General features: G+C 65.1%; 17 protein-coding genes. 11 read left to right on the top strand and 6 right to left on the bottom strand.

Going from position 1 to position 14,729, the window contains the following annotated elements; translation table 11 throughout:
* Positions 1-304: 304 nt before the first annotated feature.
* The 3 genes from ACVMB1_RS36460 to ACVMB1_RS36470 form a co-directional block, all read right to left on the bottom strand.
* Positions 305-517, bottom strand: coding sequence for a hypothetical protein (locus ACVMB1_RS36460; RefSeq protein WP_057020122.1), 213 nt, complete (start codon positions 515-517; stop codon positions 305-307).
* Entirely contained in the window at positions 514-2,157 is a 1,644-nt protein-coding gene (locus tag ACVMB1_RS36465; RefSeq protein ID WP_076832708.1) for an NRAMP family divalent metal transporter, read from the bottom strand. The genes ACVMB1_RS36460 and ACVMB1_RS36465 overlap by 4 nt, the downstream gene beginning before the upstream one ends.
* A gap of 407 nt (positions 2,158-2,564) precedes the next feature.
* Positions 2,565-2,828 carry a hypothetical protein gene (locus ACVMB1_RS36470; protein ID WP_076832705.1) on the bottom strand — a complete coding sequence of 88 codons (264 nt, stop codon included), beginning with the start codon at positions 2,826-2,828 and terminating at the stop codon, positions 2,565-2,567.
* A 339-nt stretch (positions 2,829-3,167) separates the two neighbouring features.
* Between ACVMB1_RS36470 and ACVMB1_RS36475 the strand changes: the two genes are divergently transcribed.
* A complete protein-coding gene (locus tag ACVMB1_RS36475; RefSeq protein WP_076832702.1) occupies positions 3,168-3,437 on the top strand; it encodes a metal-sensing transcriptional repressor in 270 nt (89 codons plus the stop codon).
* A gap of 116 nt (positions 3,438-3,553) precedes the next feature.
* Here the strand turns inward: ACVMB1_RS36475 and ACVMB1_RS36480 are convergent, their stop codons facing one another.
* Both ACVMB1_RS36480 and ACVMB1_RS36485 read right to left on the bottom strand, forming a co-directional pair.
* Positions 3,554-3,823, bottom strand: coding sequence for a hypothetical protein (locus ACVMB1_RS36480; RefSeq protein WP_057020179.1), 270 nt, complete (start codon positions 3,821-3,823; stop codon positions 3,554-3,556).
* Between the two features lie 144 nt (positions 3,824-3,967).
* Positions 3,968-4,774: a creatininase family protein gene (locus ACVMB1_RS36485; RefSeq protein WP_076832699.1), complete on the bottom strand. Its 807-nt coding sequence runs from the start codon at positions 4,772-4,774 to the stop codon at positions 3,968-3,970.
* A 144-nt stretch (positions 4,775-4,918) separates the two neighbouring features.
* Here ACVMB1_RS36485 and ACVMB1_RS36490 point away from each other — a divergent pair, with 144 nt between their 5' ends.
* From ACVMB1_RS36490 to ACVMB1_RS36535, 10 genes are all read left to right on the top strand, one after another.
* The gene (locus tag ACVMB1_RS36490) at positions 4,919-5,962 is read left to right on the top strand and encodes an ABC transporter substrate-binding protein (RefSeq protein ID WP_076832696.1); all 1,044 of its coding nucleotides are present in this window, start codon (positions 4,919-4,921) and stop codon (positions 5,960-5,962) included.
* Positions 5,963-5,978: 16 nt separating this feature from the next.
* The gene (locus tag ACVMB1_RS36495; protein ID WP_076832693.1) at positions 5,979-6,782 is read left to right on the top strand and encodes an ABC transporter ATP-binding protein; all 804 of its coding nucleotides are present in this window, start codon (positions 5,979-5,981) and stop codon (positions 6,780-6,782) included.
* Positions 6,779-7,567, top strand: a complete 789-nt coding sequence (locus ACVMB1_RS36500) for an ABC transporter permease (protein WP_076832691.1) — start codon at positions 6,779-6,781, stop codon at positions 7,565-7,567. Before ACVMB1_RS36495 ends, ACVMB1_RS36500 begins: the two co-directional genes overlap by 4 nt.
* Positions 7,567-8,550: a 2-hydroxyacid dehydrogenase gene (locus tag ACVMB1_RS36505; RefSeq protein WP_076832688.1), complete on the top strand. Its 984-nt coding sequence runs from the start codon at positions 7,567-7,569 to the stop codon at positions 8,548-8,550. Before ACVMB1_RS36500 ends, ACVMB1_RS36505 begins: the two co-directional genes overlap by 1 nt.
* Positions 8,550-9,245 (top strand): AprI/Inh family metalloprotease inhibitor, encoded by a 696-nt coding sequence (locus ACVMB1_RS36510; RefSeq protein WP_076832685.1) that lies wholly within the window; start codon positions 8,550-8,552, stop codon positions 9,243-9,245. The genes ACVMB1_RS36505 and ACVMB1_RS36510 overlap by 1 nt, the downstream gene beginning before the upstream one ends.
* 384 nt (positions 9,246-9,629) lie before the next feature.
* Positions 9,630-10,025, top strand: coding sequence for a YciI family protein (locus ACVMB1_RS36515; protein ID WP_076832680.1), 396 nt, complete (start codon positions 9,630-9,632; stop codon positions 10,023-10,025).
* An 89-nt stretch (positions 10,026-10,114) separates the two neighbouring features.
* Positions 10,115-11,398 (top strand): RNA polymerase sigma factor, encoded by a 1,284-nt coding sequence (locus ACVMB1_RS36520; RefSeq protein ID WP_076832677.1) that lies wholly within the window; start codon positions 10,115-10,117, stop codon positions 11,396-11,398.
* Between the two features lie 198 nt (positions 11,399-11,596).
* On the top strand, positions 11,597-11,974 hold the full coding sequence (locus ACVMB1_RS36525) for a type 1 glutamine amidotransferase family protein (protein ID WP_076832674.1): 378 nt from the start codon (positions 11,597-11,599) through the stop codon (positions 11,972-11,974).
* A 187-nt stretch (positions 11,975-12,161) separates the two neighbouring features.
* Positions 12,162-13,190, top strand: coding sequence for a putative zinc-binding metallopeptidase (locus ACVMB1_RS36530; protein WP_057020110.1), 1,029 nt, complete (start codon positions 12,162-12,164; stop codon positions 13,188-13,190).
* Positions 13,187-14,221, top strand: a complete 1,035-nt coding sequence (locus ACVMB1_RS36535) for a D-alanine--D-alanine ligase family protein (RefSeq protein WP_050382451.1) — start codon at positions 13,187-13,189, stop codon at positions 14,219-14,221. The genes ACVMB1_RS36530 and ACVMB1_RS36535 overlap by 4 nt, the downstream gene beginning before the upstream one ends.
* 111 nt (positions 14,222-14,332) lie before the next feature.
* Here ACVMB1_RS36535 and ACVMB1_RS36540 read toward each other — a convergent pair whose 3' ends face one another.
* The gene (locus ACVMB1_RS36540; protein WP_076832671.1) at positions 14,333-14,605 is read right to left on the bottom strand and encodes a hypothetical protein; all 273 of its coding nucleotides are present in this window, start codon (positions 14,603-14,605) and stop codon (positions 14,333-14,335) included.
* Positions 14,606-14,729: the final 124 nt, after the last annotated feature.

The raw sequence follows: 14,729 nt of genomic DNA on the forward strand, positions 1-14,729 counted from the left end.
CCGGCATCACTGCAGATTTGGTGGCCGCTTGCCACCCGAGATTTGAAATCATCGCCCGCCGTCCCCGGTCCGATCTGTGTCGTCCCATCCAAAGCCAGATCAGCACCTAGCATCCCCTGTTACTTATTGCAAATAATTCGCAATAGCAACTGAGGCGCACCCAATACCGTTCCGATTTGCACGCCACCGTGACAGTCACGTAACAGCGCGAGGCGGCAGGGCCACATCGGCGGCGATCAGCCGCGTGTCGGTGGCAAACCGGTCGCGACCCGACCGTTCAATCGATGCCGCCATTGTCCTCGTCCTATGTGTTGATGAGTGCCGGCTGCGATGCCCTGCCGAGCACGACCCGCGCGCCGGCCCGTTCGATACATCGCGCCAGCGACAGCGCCGTCCGCAGCCCGGCGTTTGAGATTGTGCGTTTCCGGTGGAGCGCGGCCGCGCCGCGCAGGATGGCGCTCGCCAGCCTGAGCAGCACGATCGCGCCCCATCGCCGGCCGCGACTGAGCGCGGTCACGCTCCCACCGTGGCGAGCTGGACGATCCGCAGCAGCACGAGGCCGGCGGCGACGACGAGATAGCCGCGCAGCACGATCATCCAGATCCGGCTCAGCGGGCTGAGCCGCGCCGGCGGCAGCCGGTCGAGCGGCGGCATCCGCCAGCTGTCGCGGTCGACCAGCGAGGGCTTGCGCTTGAAGCGGAAGGACGCGTTGCGGCGCGACGACGTCCCGTAGAACTTGACGGCTGCCGTGATCGCGAGCGCAAGCACGCTGCCGCCGACGAGGATGCCGATGATCCACGTCTCGCCGAGATGGGGGAACAGCACCGCGGCGGTCAGGATCACCGACAGCATCACCAGCCCCGCGACCACCGCGCCGGTGAACAGGTTGAGTTTGGTCGAATTGACCCAGGGCCCGAGGATGTGGCGATCGTTGCACAGCAGCAGCAGGAACACGGTCGCGCTCGGCAACAGCACGCCGGCCAGCGTCTGCACCGCGTTGGTCAATAGTCCGAGCGGCGTGCCCGGCGTCAGCACCAGCACCGCCGCGAGCACGATCAGGCCGCAATAGACGCTGTAGAAGCCCTTCGCGTCGCACGGCTTGCGGTGCAGCGAGTGCTTGACCGCGAACACGTCGCCGATCGCATAAGCGGTCGCGAGGGAGACTGCCGCAGCACCGATGATGCAGGCATCGAGCAGCGCAAGGGCGAACAGCACCGCCGGCAGCCGGCCGGCATATGTCTCGAGGCCGACCGCGGTCCCCAGCGCGTCCGTGTAATTGCCGAATTCGGGCTTTCCTGCGAACACTGCCGCGCAGAACGAGATCATCGCCACCGCGCCGACCACGACCAGCACGATGCCGATGCATAGATCCATCCGTTCATAGCGGATGAAACGCGGCGTGATCCGCTTGTCGATGATGTAGCTCTGCTGGAAGAACAATTGCCACGGCGCCACCGTGGTACCGACGATGGCGACGATCAGCAGCATCACCTCACTGAGCTTGGCGTCCTGCGGCATCTTCGGCACGAAGAAGTCGGAGGCGATCTGCCCGACCGGCGGATGCACCATCAGGATCACGGGTACCAGCAGCAGGCTGCCTGCGACCAGCGCGATGCCGAAGCGTTCGAAGCGGCGGAAGTCGCCAGTCGAGACCGCCAGCATCACGATAACAGCCGAGGCCAACACGCCCCAGAACTGCGAGACGCCGAGAAAATGAAGTGCAAACGTGATGCCGATGAACTCGGTGACAATGGTCAGCGCGTTCAATACCAGGAGGTCGATGACGCTGAAGGCACCCCAGAACTTGCCGAAGCGCTCGAAGATCAGCCGCGCATGGCCGACCCCGGTGACGGCGCCGAGCCGCACCACCATCTCCTGGTTGACGTAGAGCACCGGGATCAGCAGCAGAAGCGTCCACAGCAGCGTGGTGCCGTAATTCTGTCCGGCCTGGGTATAGGTGCCGAACGCGCCGGCGTCGTTGTCGCCGACCATCACGATCAGGCCGGGGCCGACGATCGCCAGCAATGTCTTCAGCCGGGCCAGCAAGGTCGCGCGCGGCGCGGTGTCGTCGCGAGCGATGCTGCCGAGCGCGCCGTGGATGTCGCCGGCATGCGCGCTGTCGAGAATGGCGGTTTGTGTGGTCTTGCTTTCGGTCATTTCGCGTCTCCTCGCCGCCTTTCGGCACGGCGGGAGGGACGCAGGCGTCGTCAGGCGCGCACGTCTCCGCTGCCGTGAGCAGCGGCATTTCCAGATGTGATGCAGATCGAGAATCCCGTTGCCGCGCCTGAATGCCGCGCAACGGGGCAACTAGGTCCTTCGTCCATGTCGGCCTCCTAAACCAAGACAACTACTTCCGACCGAGCAGCGGGCGCCGCTTCACCTCGCCCCGCGTGCGGGGAGAGGTCGGATCGCATCATCAGATGCGATCCGGGTGAGGGGAGTTTTCGCGAACTCAGCTATTACCGTGTGCGCGGAGGCGGCCCCTCACCCCAACCCTCTCCCCGCAAGAACGGGGAGAGGGAGCGGCCAGCACTGTCGTTATCAAGCCCGCCCTCACGGTCGGCCTAAGCGCACAGCCGTGGCTTCGCTGCGGCGCGTCGCTGCTGATCGAGATCACCGCCGCTGTCGTCGACGATCCAACGGCATTCCAGGCGGCCGTCGATCAGGACCCAATGACAGGCCGGGGTTGGACGCCGGTGGCGGCCCGCCAGGCGGCGAAAGCCCGGCAGGTTGTCATTGCAATGAATGGCGGCCGGCGGCGGCATGCGCCGCGGCTCGACAACGCGCCGCGGGCTTGCTTGCCGGAATTTTGCGAGCTTTTCGAACATCGCTCACCTCCACTTCCGCTGGTCGCGGCAGGCCGGTGAGGAGCAGTGGTCAGCTTGGGCGCGACCACCCGTCCACGCAGGCGAGATCTGCGCGATCAGTCTTGCCGTGTTGCGGCGTCACCAGTCCCGGCATCGCCGGACTACTGTCGCCTGAGTTGCTACTGCCCATGTGCCTTCTGTGCTGGCTCGTGGATCGACTTGTCTCCGGGGCCAGAACCCCGGGGCGGAACGAACGTTCCTGCCATCGGGCACTACGCCCGCGACAATGGCCTGTCAAGTCGATTCGGCTATCCTCCGGGGAGGATCATAGCTATCCTCCCCGGAGGATAGGAGAGCCAGATGTCCCACGACCATCCGCACGCGGCGATCGCCAGGCGCCTGAAGCGCGCCAACGGCCATCTCGACACCATCGTCGAGATGATCGAGCAGGGCCGGCCCTGTGCGCAGATCGCCCAGCAATTGCAGGCGGTGGAGAGCGCGATCGAGAGCGCCAAGAAGGCGCTGATCCACGATCACATCGGGCACAGCCTGGAGGAGACGCTGAAGGCATCAGGGCCGAAAGGGCGAGCCGTGCTGCGCGATTTCAGGCTGGTCGCGAAGTATCTGTGATCGCTGCGTTCAAGAATTGACCCGCCCGGGGGGATCGCCGGACGGGTCGGTTGCGACACGGGGTGGATGAGGACCCGTGCCGAACGCAGGATCCGCAACCCTGGGAATTGCGTCGATCAGTAGGAGCAGCTGCGCACGCGGCCGATGTAATTGCCGTAGGCGTCGAACTGGCGCACCCAGCCGCAGCGCCGATAGCCACCGCCGTAGTAATAGCCGTCGCTGGCCGCGATTGCGCTGCCGACAACGGCGGCGCCGACGAGACCTGCGCCAACGCCCCAGCCCCAGCCATAGGGCTTCGCTTCAGCCTGCGACGTCGTGGACGCGATGGTGCCGGTCACGGCGAGCGCGGTCAGGGCGAGGGCGGCGAACTTGGTCTTGATCGACATGGAATACTCCATCCTGTGTGGGCGGCGCCGGTGTGGTCCGCATGCCCGTTGGACGGAGGCTGTCCGGTTCCGGTTCGAAGATCGGGGCGGAAATATGGTTTCGCGAATTGTTTCGTCGCGCTTGTCAGGACGAAGCAATCGCGGTCATTTGCCGCGAAATACGCCGGGATCGAACCTGTCGACATCGGCGAGCAGCTCGCAGAACGCGCGCGCGCCGTGCTCGATCAGCTTCTCGCCCTTCTCGGCCGAGGCCTTGGTCGCATCGCCGATCGCGCCGCTCGGATTGAGGTCCTGCGCCTGCCAGGCGAACGGCGCCGGCCGCTGCGTCGACAGAAAGCGATAATCCTTCTCGATCCGCACGCTGGCCGGCTTGAAGTCCGCGATCGCATCCTTGCGCACGGCGTGCGGATATTTCGCCAGCATGATCGAGGTCTCGACCGCGCCGCCATGGATGCCGTGGCGCAGTTCGCCGGCGTCGAACAGCCCGTCGGGCGCGCCGAAGCGCGACCAGCTCGTGGTCACCACCAGCATCTGATGGTGCGCGCGCAGATCCTGCGCCACCAGCTGCATCGCGGCGGAATTGCCGCCATGGCTGGTCACGATCACGAGCTTCCTGACGCCTGCGCGCGCCACGCTCTCGCCGAGCGCCATCCAGCTCTTCAGCGCCACGTTGGTCGGCAAGGTCAAGGTACCCGGAAAATCGATGTGCTCGGTTGAGATGCCGACCGGCTGCAACGGCAGGAACGTGGCGGGAGTGGGCGCCGGCAGCAACTCTCGCACCCGCGAAAGATAGGCCTCGCCGATCATGACGTCGGTTCCGAGCGGCAGATGCGGCCCGTGCTGCTCGGTCGCGGCCAGCGGCAGCACCGCAATCCAGCGCGCGGCCGTATCCCTGGCGATATCGGGCCAGTGGATGGCGGTCCAGTCGCGGGGCGGAAGCTGAGAAGTCATCAAGCCGGTCGTTTCAATACAAGCGTTTCACGGGATGGATTTGCAGGCTAGTTTGTTTAACATCATAACGGGTTCGCGTCTCCGGGCGCGGTCCACGTCTTCCCGCCTTCCATCATGGGCCATAATGATCGACGGAGTCCAACCATGATCCCGGCCTTTTTGCTGCGAGCGTTAACCACAAGCCTTCTGACCGCCGCGCTTTGCGTTGCCGCGACGCTTGCCCCGGCGCAGGCGCAGACCTCAGACAAGATCTTGGACAAAGTCTCGTTCGGCACCAATTGGGTCGCCGAGGGAGAGCATGGCGGTTTCTTCCAGGCGCTCGCCGACGGCACCTACAAGAAATACGGCCTCGACGTCACCATCGTGCCGGGCGGTCCCAACGAGAACAACCGGATGCTGCTGATCGCGGGCAAGCTCGACTTCTTCATGAGCGCGAACTCGCTGCAGACCTTCGACGCCGTCACCAACAACGTGCCGCTGGTCGCTGTCGCCGCCATGTTCCAAAAGGACCCCCAGGTCTTCCTGACCCATCCCGAGGTCAAGGCCACGAAGATCGAGGATCTGAAGCCGCTCACGCTTTTGATTTCGAAGGAGGGCATCACCAGCTACTTCCAGTGGCTGAAGTCCGAATACGGCTTCGACGAGAACAAGGTGAAGCCCTACACCTTCAATCCGCAGCCTTTCATCGTGAACAAGCAGACCGCGATGCAGGGCTACGTCACCTCGGAGCCTTTCGCGGTCGAGAAAGCCGCCGGCTTCAAGCCGAACGTGCTGCTGCTCGCCGATTACGGCTTCAACTCCTACTCGACGCTGATCGAGACCCGCCGCGACCTGGTCGACAAGAAGCCTGACCTCGTGCAGCGCTTCGTCGATGCCTCGATCGTCGGCTGGTACCACTACGTCTACGGCGACAACTCGGCCGGCAATGCGATGATCAAGAAGCTCAATCCCGACATGAACGACGAGCTGCTCGCCTATTGCGTCGCCAAGATGCGCGAGCACGGCATCGTCGATTCCGGCGATTCCATCAAGAACGGCATCGGCGCCATGACCGACGAGCGGATGGCGAGCTTCTTCGACAAGATGGTGCGGGCCGGCGTGGTCAAGAGCGCCATCGACTATCGCCAGGGCTACACGCTGCGCTTCGTCAACAAGGCGGTCGGCGCCGAGCTCCGGCCGAAGAACTGACGGGTGCGGACGGGCGATGGCGGAGCCTGCGTTGTCTGGATCTGATGCAGCGTCGGCTGTGCGCCTGCGCGGCGTCAGCAAGACCTATGACAGCGGCGTGAGGGCACTCGGGCCGCTCGACCTCGACGTGAGGCGCGGCGAGTTCGTCTCGCTGCTCGGGCCCTCCGGTTGCGGCAAATCCACCGCGCTGCGGCTGATTGCAGGTCTCGCCACGCCAAGCGCCGGCACGGTCGAGGTCTCGCATCATGGCGCGGAGCAGCGCGGCAGCCACCGCATCGGCTTCGTATTTCAGGAGCCGACCCTGATGCCGTGGGCTACCGTGCGCGACAATGTCCGCCTGCCGCTGAAGCTTGCCCGGCTGCCTGCGACCGACGCCGATGCGCGCATCGATGCGGCGCTGGATCAGGTCGGGCTCGCGGAGTTCGCGAGGGCCTATCCGCGCGAATTGTCCGGCGGCATGAAGATGCGGGTGTCGCTGGCGCGCGCGTTGGTCACCGATCCGGATGTCCTCTTGATGGACGAGCCGTTCGCGGCGCTCGACGAGATCACGCGGTTTCGCCTCAACAACGACCTGCTGTCGCTGTGGCGCACCCTGCACAAGACCGTCATCTTCGTGACGCACTCCGTGTTCGAGTCGGTCTATCTTTCCGAGCGCGTGATCGTGATGACCGCGCGCCCGGGCCGGATCGGCGCCGAGTTTCGCATCACCTCGCCGGAACCGCGCGGCGAGGAGTTCCGCACGTCGGCCGAATACGCCGCGTTCTGCCGCGAGGTCTCCAGCGCGTTGGCGCCATCCTATGCAGGGCAGGCGGGCGCATGAAATCTCCGCAAGACCTCGTCCGTTTTCTGCTGCCGCTTGCGGTGTTCGCCGCTGGCCTCCTGCTCTGGGAAGCCATCGTCCGCGGCTATGGCATCCAACCTTACGTGCTGCCGAGCCCGCTGTTGGTGCTGAAGACGCTGGTTGCGGACTGGCCCATCCTGTCGCAATCGCTCGGCGTCACGCTCCTGACCACGCTCGAAGGCTTCGTTGCCGCGGCAGTCGGCGGCATCGTGCTGGCGCTATTGTTCAACCAGTCGAAATGGCTGGAGTATTCGCTGTTTCCCTATGCCGTGGTGCTGCAGGTCACGCCCGTCATCGCGATCGCGCCGCTGCTCCTGATCTATCTGCAGCAGCAGACCGCGGTGATCGTCTGCGCCTGGATCGTGGCGTTCTTTCCGGTGCTGTCGAACACGACGCTCGGCCTCAATTCGGTGGATCGCAACCTCGCCGGATTGTTTCAACTTTATGGCGCCTCGCAGCTGCAGACGCTGCTGTTCCTGAAGCTGCCCGCGGCGCTGCCCTATATCCTCGGCGGTCTGCGCATCGCCGGCGGGCTGTCGCTGATCGGCGCCGTGGTCGCGGAGATCGCGGCGGGCAGCGCCGGCGCCGGCTCGGGCCTCGCCTTCCGGATCGCTGAATCGGGCTACCGGCTGAATATTCCCCGCATGTTCGCGGCACTTCTGCTGCTATCGCTGGCCGGGATTGTCATTTATGGGTTGCTGGCGCTAGTTTCGCACCTGTTGTTGCGGCGTTGGCATGAAAGCGCGTTAGGAAAGGACAGTTGATGGCCCCGATTTCTTCCGAAAAGATCGATCTGTTGATCTATGGACCGATCCGGCCAATCCTCGAAAACGGCTTTCCCGATCAATACGTGCTGCACCGCGCTGAGAGCCGCGGCGACCTCGAGCGGCTGACGCCCGATACGATGGCCAAGATCCGCGGCATCGCCGTCACTTATCACACGATGGCGACCGACAAGACCGCGCTGGCGATGTTTCCGAAGCTCGAGATCGTCGGCAGCTTCGGCGTCGGCTACGACCACGTCGATTCCGCCTATGCGCGCGATCACAATATCGTGGTCACCAATACGCCCGACGTGCTGACCGAGGAGGTCGCCGATGTCGCGATGGGCTTGTTGATCGCGACGTTGCGCGAGTTCGTCAAGGCCGACCGCTATGTGCGCTCCGGGCTGTGGCAGACCCAGAATTATCCGCTCAGCGTCGGCTCGCTGCGCGACCGCAAGATCGGCATCGTCGGCATGGGCCGGATCGGCCAAGCGATCGGACGCCGGCTCGATGCGTCACGGGTGCCGGTGTCCTATCACTCGCGCAATCCGTCCAAGGACGTCTCCTACAAGCACTATCCCGATCTGATCGAGATGGCGAAGGCGGTCGACACCTTGATCGTCATCGTGCCGGGCGGCGCCTCGACGGCGAAGATGATCAATGCCGACGTCTTGAAGGCGCTCGGTCCCCGCGGCGTGCTGATCAATGTCGCGCGCGGCTCGGTGGTTGACGAGCCGGCGCTGGTCGCGGCGCTGAAGTCCGGCACCATCCTGGCCGCCGGTCTCGACGTGTTCGCGGCCGAACCGAACGTGCCCGACGAATTGAAGGCGATGCAGAACGTCGTGCTGCTGCCGCATATCGGCTCGGCCTCGGTGGTGACGCGCAACGCGATGGACCAGCTCGTGGTCGACAATATCAAGAACTGGTTCGCCGGCAAGCCGCCGCTGACGCCGGTTGCCGAAACGCCGGTCAAGGATCGCTGATGTCGTTGTCCCGCTTCAACGCCGTGCTGTGTCTGCTGCTGGCCGCGTGCGGTCCGGCAGCGGCGCAGGACGTCACGACGTTGAAGAAGGACATGATCGGGCAGTGGGAGCTCGCCACCACCGAGCGCAGCAAGACCTGCGTCGTGACGCTGAAGAGCGATGCGGCGCCGCAAGGCTTCAAGCTCGAGCTCGAGCCCGCTTGCGCCGCCGCGCTGCCCTTCACCAAGGACATCACCGGCTGGAGCATCAAGGGCCTCGGCGACATCGTGCGGCTGCACAATGCCGCCGGCGAGACCATGATCGATTTCACCGAGGTCGAGACCGGCATCTTCGAAGGGATGCGCACCAACGAGGGCGTCTACATCCTGCAAAACCTTGCCGCGGCGCGCTCGCTCGCCAAATCGATGGACCAGATGATCGGCGACTGGTCGATGGTGCGCGGCAACGGCCAGGCGATCTGCACGCTGGTGCTGACCAACACCGACGCCGGCAACGACAATTTCCAGGTGTTCCTGAAAGGCAAATGCGATCCCGCGGTTGCGGCCTTCAACCCGACCATGTGGCGGCTCGACCACGGCCAGATGATCCTGATGTCGGCCAAGGGCGAGACCTGGCAGTTCGAGGCCGACGACAACGCCCAATGGCGCCGCGTCCCGGACAGCGCCGATCCGCTGATCATGCTGCGGGAGCAGTAGGTCGGGTGCTGGCCTCGTAGCCCGCATGAGCGCAAGCGATATGCGGGATTTCGCCGATGCATTCCCCGGGTATCGCTTCGCTCACCCGGGCTACGCGATTGCCACAAGCTCCGTGTCGTCCGTGCCTAGTGCGCAATTGCGCACGGGAGCAGGGACCCATAGCCACGATGCCGGTTGGTTTTGCGCGGCTGTGGCCATGGCTCGCTTCAGCAACTCAACCCGGTGGTTATGGGTCCCTGCTTTCGCAGGGACGACAAGGATTTGCTTCTGCCCGAAAAAAATTCCCTTTCCCATGTCGATTCACCCCCTCCCGGATCGTCGTTCCCCATAGCGAGCCGGTCTTGCGGCGATCATCGCCGCGTCTCGCCCAACAGGAGTTTTCCGATGCGCTTCATGTATATCGTCACCTCGCCCCAGCCCCCGGGCCCGCCGACGCCGGCTCTGATGGAGGCGATGGGCAGGCTTGCCGAGCGGGAAATCAAGGCGGGCCGCATGATCGACACCGGCGGGCTGTTGCCGGTCGCGATGGGCGCCCAGGTCCGCATCACCGACGGCAAGCTCAACGTCGTCGACGGGCCCTTCGTCGAGACCAAGGAGATGATCGGCGGCTATGCGATCTTCGAGCTCCGCAACAAGGAAGAGGCGGTCGCCGCCGCCGTGGAGTTCATGCAGCTGCACAAGGAGCATATGCCGGGTTGGGAGGGAACCTGTGAGGTTCGCCCATTCGCCACCCCGGGCGCCGACGGCGGTTGTCAGGTCGATGTGTCCGCCTGCGCCTGATGCGCCGCGCGAACAGGGCGTTCGCAAGCGAAGTGGACGCCGGTTCGCGTGAAGAAAACGCGTCAGGACGAGAATCCAGGTCGGCGGCGATGACGGCCGCCGACATCCAGGCCACGATTCTTGCGGTGTGGCGCATCGAGCAGCCGCGGCTGATCACCAGCCTGTCGCGGATGCTGCGTGACGTGCCGCTCGCCGAGGACCTGACCCAGGAAGCGCTGGTCGCCGCGCTTGAGCATTGGCCGGCCGATGGCGTGCCGGAAAAGCCCGGTGCCTGGCTGATGGCGACGGCCAAGCGCCGCGCGCTCGATCATCTGCGCCGCAACCGCATGCTGGCCGAAAAGCACGGCGTGATCGCGCACGACCTGGCGCGGGAGCAGGAGACCATGCCCGACTTCGATGCCGCGCTCGACGACGATATCGGCGACGAATTGCTCCGGCTGATCTTCACCGCCTGCCATCCGCGCCTGTCGCGGGAGGCGCGCGCCGCGCTGGCGCTCAGGATGATCTGCGGCCTCACCACCGAGGAGATCGCGCGCGCCTTCCTGCAGACGGAGGCGACCATCGCCCAGCGCATCGTGCGCGCCAAGCGCACGTTGTCGGAGTCAGGCCTTGCCTACGAGACGCCGCGTGGCGAGGAGCTGTCCGAGCGGCTCGCCTCCGTGCTCGAGGTCGTCTACCTCATCTTCAACGAGGGCTATACCGCGGCAAGCGGCGACGAATGGCTGCGGCCGCAGCTCTGCAACGAGGCGCTGCGCATGGGCCGCGTGCTGACCTCGATCGCACCATCGGAGCCGGAGGCGCACGGCCTGCTGGCGCTGATGGAGTTCAACGCCTCGCGGATGGCGGCGCGCACCGATGCGTCCGGTGAGCCGATCCTGCTGATGGACCAGAACCGTGCGCGGTGGGATCGCCTGCAGATCCGCCGCGGGCAGCTCGCGCTGGCGCGTGCCCGCGAGCTCGGCGGCGCCGGCGGCTTCTATGTGCTGCAGGCCGCGATCGCCGCCTGCCACGCCGAAGCCGGAACACCGGACGCGACCGACTGGCGCCGCATCGCCGCGCTGTACGGCGATCTCGCCGCGCTCTTGGATTCACCCGTGATCGAGCTCAACCGCGCAGTTGCGATCGGCATGGCCGAGGGGCCGCTTGCCGCGCTCGCGATCGTCGACGGCCTCACCGATGAGCCGGCGCTGAAATCCTATCATCTGCTGCCGAGCGTGCGCGGCGATCTGCTGAATAAGCTGAGCCGTTTCGCGGAGGCGCATGCCGCGTTCGAGGCCGCCGCCGCATTAGCCGGCAATTCGCGCGAGCGCGAGTTCCTCAAGCGGCGCGCCGCAATCGCTGCGCGTGCCGCGCAGGATCATGGCTGCCGCTGACGGCTCCGCGATTCCGGCGGAGCGAAACCATGTAGCCCGCATGAGCGAAGCGACATGCGGGTCTTTGCCACGAGCGACCCCGGGTGTCGCTTCGCTCACCCGGGCTTCACAAGGTTGCTGCGGGTCGTCGTGTCCGCGATTTCGACTCAAACCTGCGGCATGCTCGGACGAAATTCTCTCGGACCGGGAACTGCCACCATGACGAAGCCATCCGTGCTGGCGATCGGCCTCGACCCGACCTTCGTCGATCTGTCCGTCATGCCGCAGTTCACGCCCGAGCTGGTGCGCAGCTATCTCGACGCGCAGATCGACGGCCTGCGGACGCTCGGCTACGACGTCGAGAGCTGCCTGATCGACCTCGGCGATACGGCGGAAGCCGTGACGGCGGCGGCCCTCAACGCGCGCCGCTACGACTGCGTCGTGATCGGTGCCGGGCTGCGCGAGCCGCCGGAGCGGCTCTTGCTGTTCGAGACGATCCTGAATCTGGTGCACCGGCTCGCCCCCGATGCCGCCATCTGCTTCAACACCAGGCCGGCCGACACCGCCGCGGCCGTGCAACGCTGGGTCAGGCCGTAGGACGCCAGATGGGCGTCGCCTTGCGCCGGCGATCGGGCTCGGCGCGCTGCCCGCCGCCCAAGGCGGACACTCGGGCCGGCCCGATGCCGGCATTGGCCCGAGGCTCGCCGCGAAGGCCCGGCGGTTGTTGCCGGCGGCAACCTATGACACCATCCAGAGTCCGATTTGCTTTAGACTTTGGAAGCCTATGCCGCGCCGCAAATTTGCCTGGGAAAAGCTGACGGACGAGCAGTTGCTCGCGCAACCGCTCAATCGTCTGAGGGTTGCCGTCGAGGGCACCTGGCTCGCCGATTGTGTGAATACTCTCTATGAGGAGCTCGAGGAGCGCGGCATCCGGTTGCGGCCGCACACGTGGATCTCGAGCGAATGGTTCAGCCCGGCAGATGTGCCCGGCATCGCGATCCCGTTCTACCTCGCCCATCCCCGCCTGATGAAGCTCGAGAAGAAGATGATGCTCGACGTCGAGGGCGCCTCGTGGTCCGAATGCATGGCCATTCTCCGCCACGAGGCGGGGCACGCCGTGCAGCACGGCTACCAGCTGCAGCGCCGCCGGCGCTGGCAGCAGCTGTTCGGCCCGTCGTCGCAGCACTATCCGCGCTACTACCGGCCCAATCCGGCCAGCCGCAATTATGTCCAGCATCTTCGGCTCTGGTACGCGCAGAGCCATCCGGATGAGGACTTCGCCGAGACCTTCGCGGTGTGGCTGCGGCCGCGCTCGAACTGGCGGACGCGCTATGCCGGCTGGCCCGCGCTGAAGAAGCTCGAATATGTCGACGAGCTGATGGGCGAGATCGCCGGCAAGCGGCCGCTGCTCCCGACGCGCGAGCGGGTCGATCCGCTGCATACGCTCAAGCAAACGCTCGCCGAGCACTACAGGAAGAAGCAGGCATTCTACGCCTTCACGCCGCCGAAGACCTACGACCGCGATCTCTCCAAGCTGTTCTCCGCCGATCCGCGGCATTATCGGCGTCCGCCGGCCGCGGCCTTCATCAGGCGGCACCGCGCCCAGATCAGGCAGCTGGTGGCGCGGTGGACCGGCGAGAACCAGTTGACGCTCGATGCCGTGCTCGATGATATGATCTCGCGCTGCCGCGAGCTCAATCTGCGTGCCGTCGGCCCCGAGCAGAAGCTCGTGACAAACTTCACCATTCTGCTGACCGCCAAGACCATGCACGCGCTGTTCGGCCCGTCGCGCCGGAAATGGATCGCGCTATGAAACAGCTTCGCATTCTGGTGCTGATGCACCCGGATTGTGTGCCGCCCGACTCCAGCGATGGATACAGCGCGCGGGAGATCAACGAGTGGAAGACGGAATACGACGTCGTCAGCACCCTGCGCGCGGCCGGCCATGAGGTACGTCCGCTCGGCGTGCAGGAGGAAATCAAGCCGGTGCGCGACGAGATCGAGGGCTTCAAGCCGCACGTCGTGTTCACGCTGCTGGAGGAGTTTCACTACGACGTCGTGTACGACCAGCACATCGCGAGCTATCTCGAGCTGATGAAGATCGCCTATACCGGGTGCAACCCGCGCGGCCTGATCCTGGCGCGCGGCAAGGATCTGTCCAAGACGCTGGTGCACCATCGCCGGATCCCGGTGCCGGCCTTCGCCGTGTTTCCGATGCGCCGCAAGGTCAAGCGGCCGCCGCGTCTCGAGCTGCCGCTGATCGTCAAGAGCCTGAGCAGCGATGGATCGCTGGGTATCTCGCAGGCGTCGATCGTCGATACCGACGAGAAGCTCGCCGAGCGCGTCGCCTTCATCCATGAGCGGATCGGAACGGCCGCGATCGCCGAGCAGTTCATCGAGGGACGCGAGCTCTATGTCGGCGTGCTCGGCAACAACCGGCTGCGGGTGCTGCCGGTGTGGGAACTGAAATTCGGCAGCATGGGCGGCCCTGCCGCGCGCCAGATCGCCACCGAAAAGGTCAAGCACGATACCAGCTATCAGGAGCGCGTCGGGATTGTCGACGGCCCGGCCGAGGATCTCACGCCGGAACTATCCGCCCATATCCAACGGCTGGCGAAGCGCATCTACCGGACCCTGGGGCTCGATGGCTATGCGCGCATCGACTTCCGCCTGTCCACCAATGGCGTTCCGTATTTCATCGAAGCCAATCCCAACCCCGAAATCGCCAAGAGCCAGGAGTTCGCGACGGCCGCCGGGCATGACGGGCTGGACTATCCGGATCTCCTGCAGCGCATCGTGACGCTCGGAATAAGCCGCGCCAAGGCCGGCGCGTCGCTGGGCTGACTCGAGGCCGCTAGATCATGATGCGTTTCCACAGAATCGCATCATGATCTCATCTCCTTGTTTGAGCATGATCTTTTCGGAAAACCGGTTTCCACTTTTCCGGATCATGCTCTAAAGGCTGCGCTGCATCGGATGGCGTCGCGCATCCTTGGGGATGAACATCGCAAACGTTTCCCTAACGCGCGCGGCCGGCGTCACGGTGCCGGCGGTCGCGGAAACAGGGGCTGCCGTCAGATGAAACGCGTCCGGTTCCGGCCAGCGCCGTGCAAGGATTTCGTTTACCGAAACCGGCATGGCGAGCCCATCGCTGCGGCTGCTGTCGTAGACGTACAAACCGGCAAGAAAAATCGATACGACAACAAGGATCGTCCTGAAAATCGGCATTGTGCTTGCGCCTTCTTGATTGAGGCGAACAATGCCCGGTGACGGTGAACCGCGCGTTTAGCGCTGCGGCCGATCAGCCGATACGGTTCCCAACTCATGAATGGGCTTGCGTAAACGGCCCGCT

This window comes from Bradyrhizobium sp. USDA 4504 (assembly GCF_054063995.1).

What these genes read in the sequence shown, in the direction of transcription:
- ACVMB1_RS36465 (WP_076832708.1), bottom strand. Translation starts at nt 2,157, where the DNA reads ATGACCGAAAGCAAGACCACACAAACCGCCATTCTCGACAGCGCGCAT.
- ACVMB1_RS36470 (WP_076832705.1), bottom strand. Translation starts at nt 2,828, where the DNA reads ATGTTCGAAAAGCTCGCAAAATTCCGGCAAGCAAGCCCGCGGCGCGTT.
- ACVMB1_RS36475 (WP_076832702.1), top strand. Translation starts at nt 3,168, where the DNA reads ATGTCCCACGACCATCCGCACGCGGCGATCGCCAGGCGCCTGAAGCGC.
- ACVMB1_RS36480 (WP_057020179.1), bottom strand. Translation starts at nt 3,823, where the DNA reads ATGTCGATCAAGACCAAGTTCGCCGCCCTCGCCCTGACCGCGCTCGCC.
- ACVMB1_RS36485 (WP_076832699.1), bottom strand. Translation starts at nt 4,774, where the DNA reads ATGACTTCTCAGCTTCCGCCCCGCGACTGGACCGCCATCCACTGGCCC.
- ACVMB1_RS36490 (WP_076832696.1), top strand. Translation starts at nt 4,919, where the DNA reads ATGATCCCGGCCTTTTTGCTGCGAGCGTTAACCACAAGCCTTCTGACC.
- ACVMB1_RS36495 (WP_076832693.1), top strand. Translation starts at nt 5,979, where the DNA reads ATGGCGGAGCCTGCGTTGTCTGGATCTGATGCAGCGTCGGCTGTGCGC.
- ACVMB1_RS36500 (WP_076832691.1), top strand. Translation starts at nt 6,779, where the DNA reads ATGAAATCTCCGCAAGACCTCGTCCGTTTTCTGCTGCCGCTTGCGGTG.
- ACVMB1_RS36505 (WP_076832688.1), top strand. Translation starts at nt 7,567, where the DNA reads ATGGCCCCGATTTCTTCCGAAAAGATCGATCTGTTGATCTATGGACCG.
- ACVMB1_RS36510 (WP_076832685.1), top strand. Translation starts at nt 8,550, where the DNA reads ATGTCGTTGTCCCGCTTCAACGCCGTGCTGTGTCTGCTGCTGGCCGCG.
- ACVMB1_RS36515 (WP_076832680.1), top strand. Translation starts at nt 9,630, where the DNA reads ATGCGCTTCATGTATATCGTCACCTCGCCCCAGCCCCCGGGCCCGCCG.
- ACVMB1_RS36520 (WP_076832677.1), top strand. Translation starts at nt 10,115, where the DNA reads ATGACGGCCGCCGACATCCAGGCCACGATTCTTGCGGTGTGGCGCATC.
- ACVMB1_RS36525 (WP_076832674.1), top strand. Translation starts at nt 11,597, where the DNA reads ATGACGAAGCCATCCGTGCTGGCGATCGGCCTCGACCCGACCTTCGTC.
- ACVMB1_RS36530 (WP_057020110.1), top strand. Translation starts at nt 12,162, where the DNA reads ATGCCGCGCCGCAAATTTGCCTGGGAAAAGCTGACGGACGAGCAGTTG.
- ACVMB1_RS36535 (WP_050382451.1), top strand. Translation starts at nt 13,187, where the DNA reads ATGAAACAGCTTCGCATTCTGGTGCTGATGCACCCGGATTGTGTGCCG.
- ACVMB1_RS36540 (WP_076832671.1), bottom strand. Translation starts at nt 14,605, where the DNA reads ATGCCGATTTTCAGGACGATCCTTGTTGTCGTATCGATTTTTCTTGCC.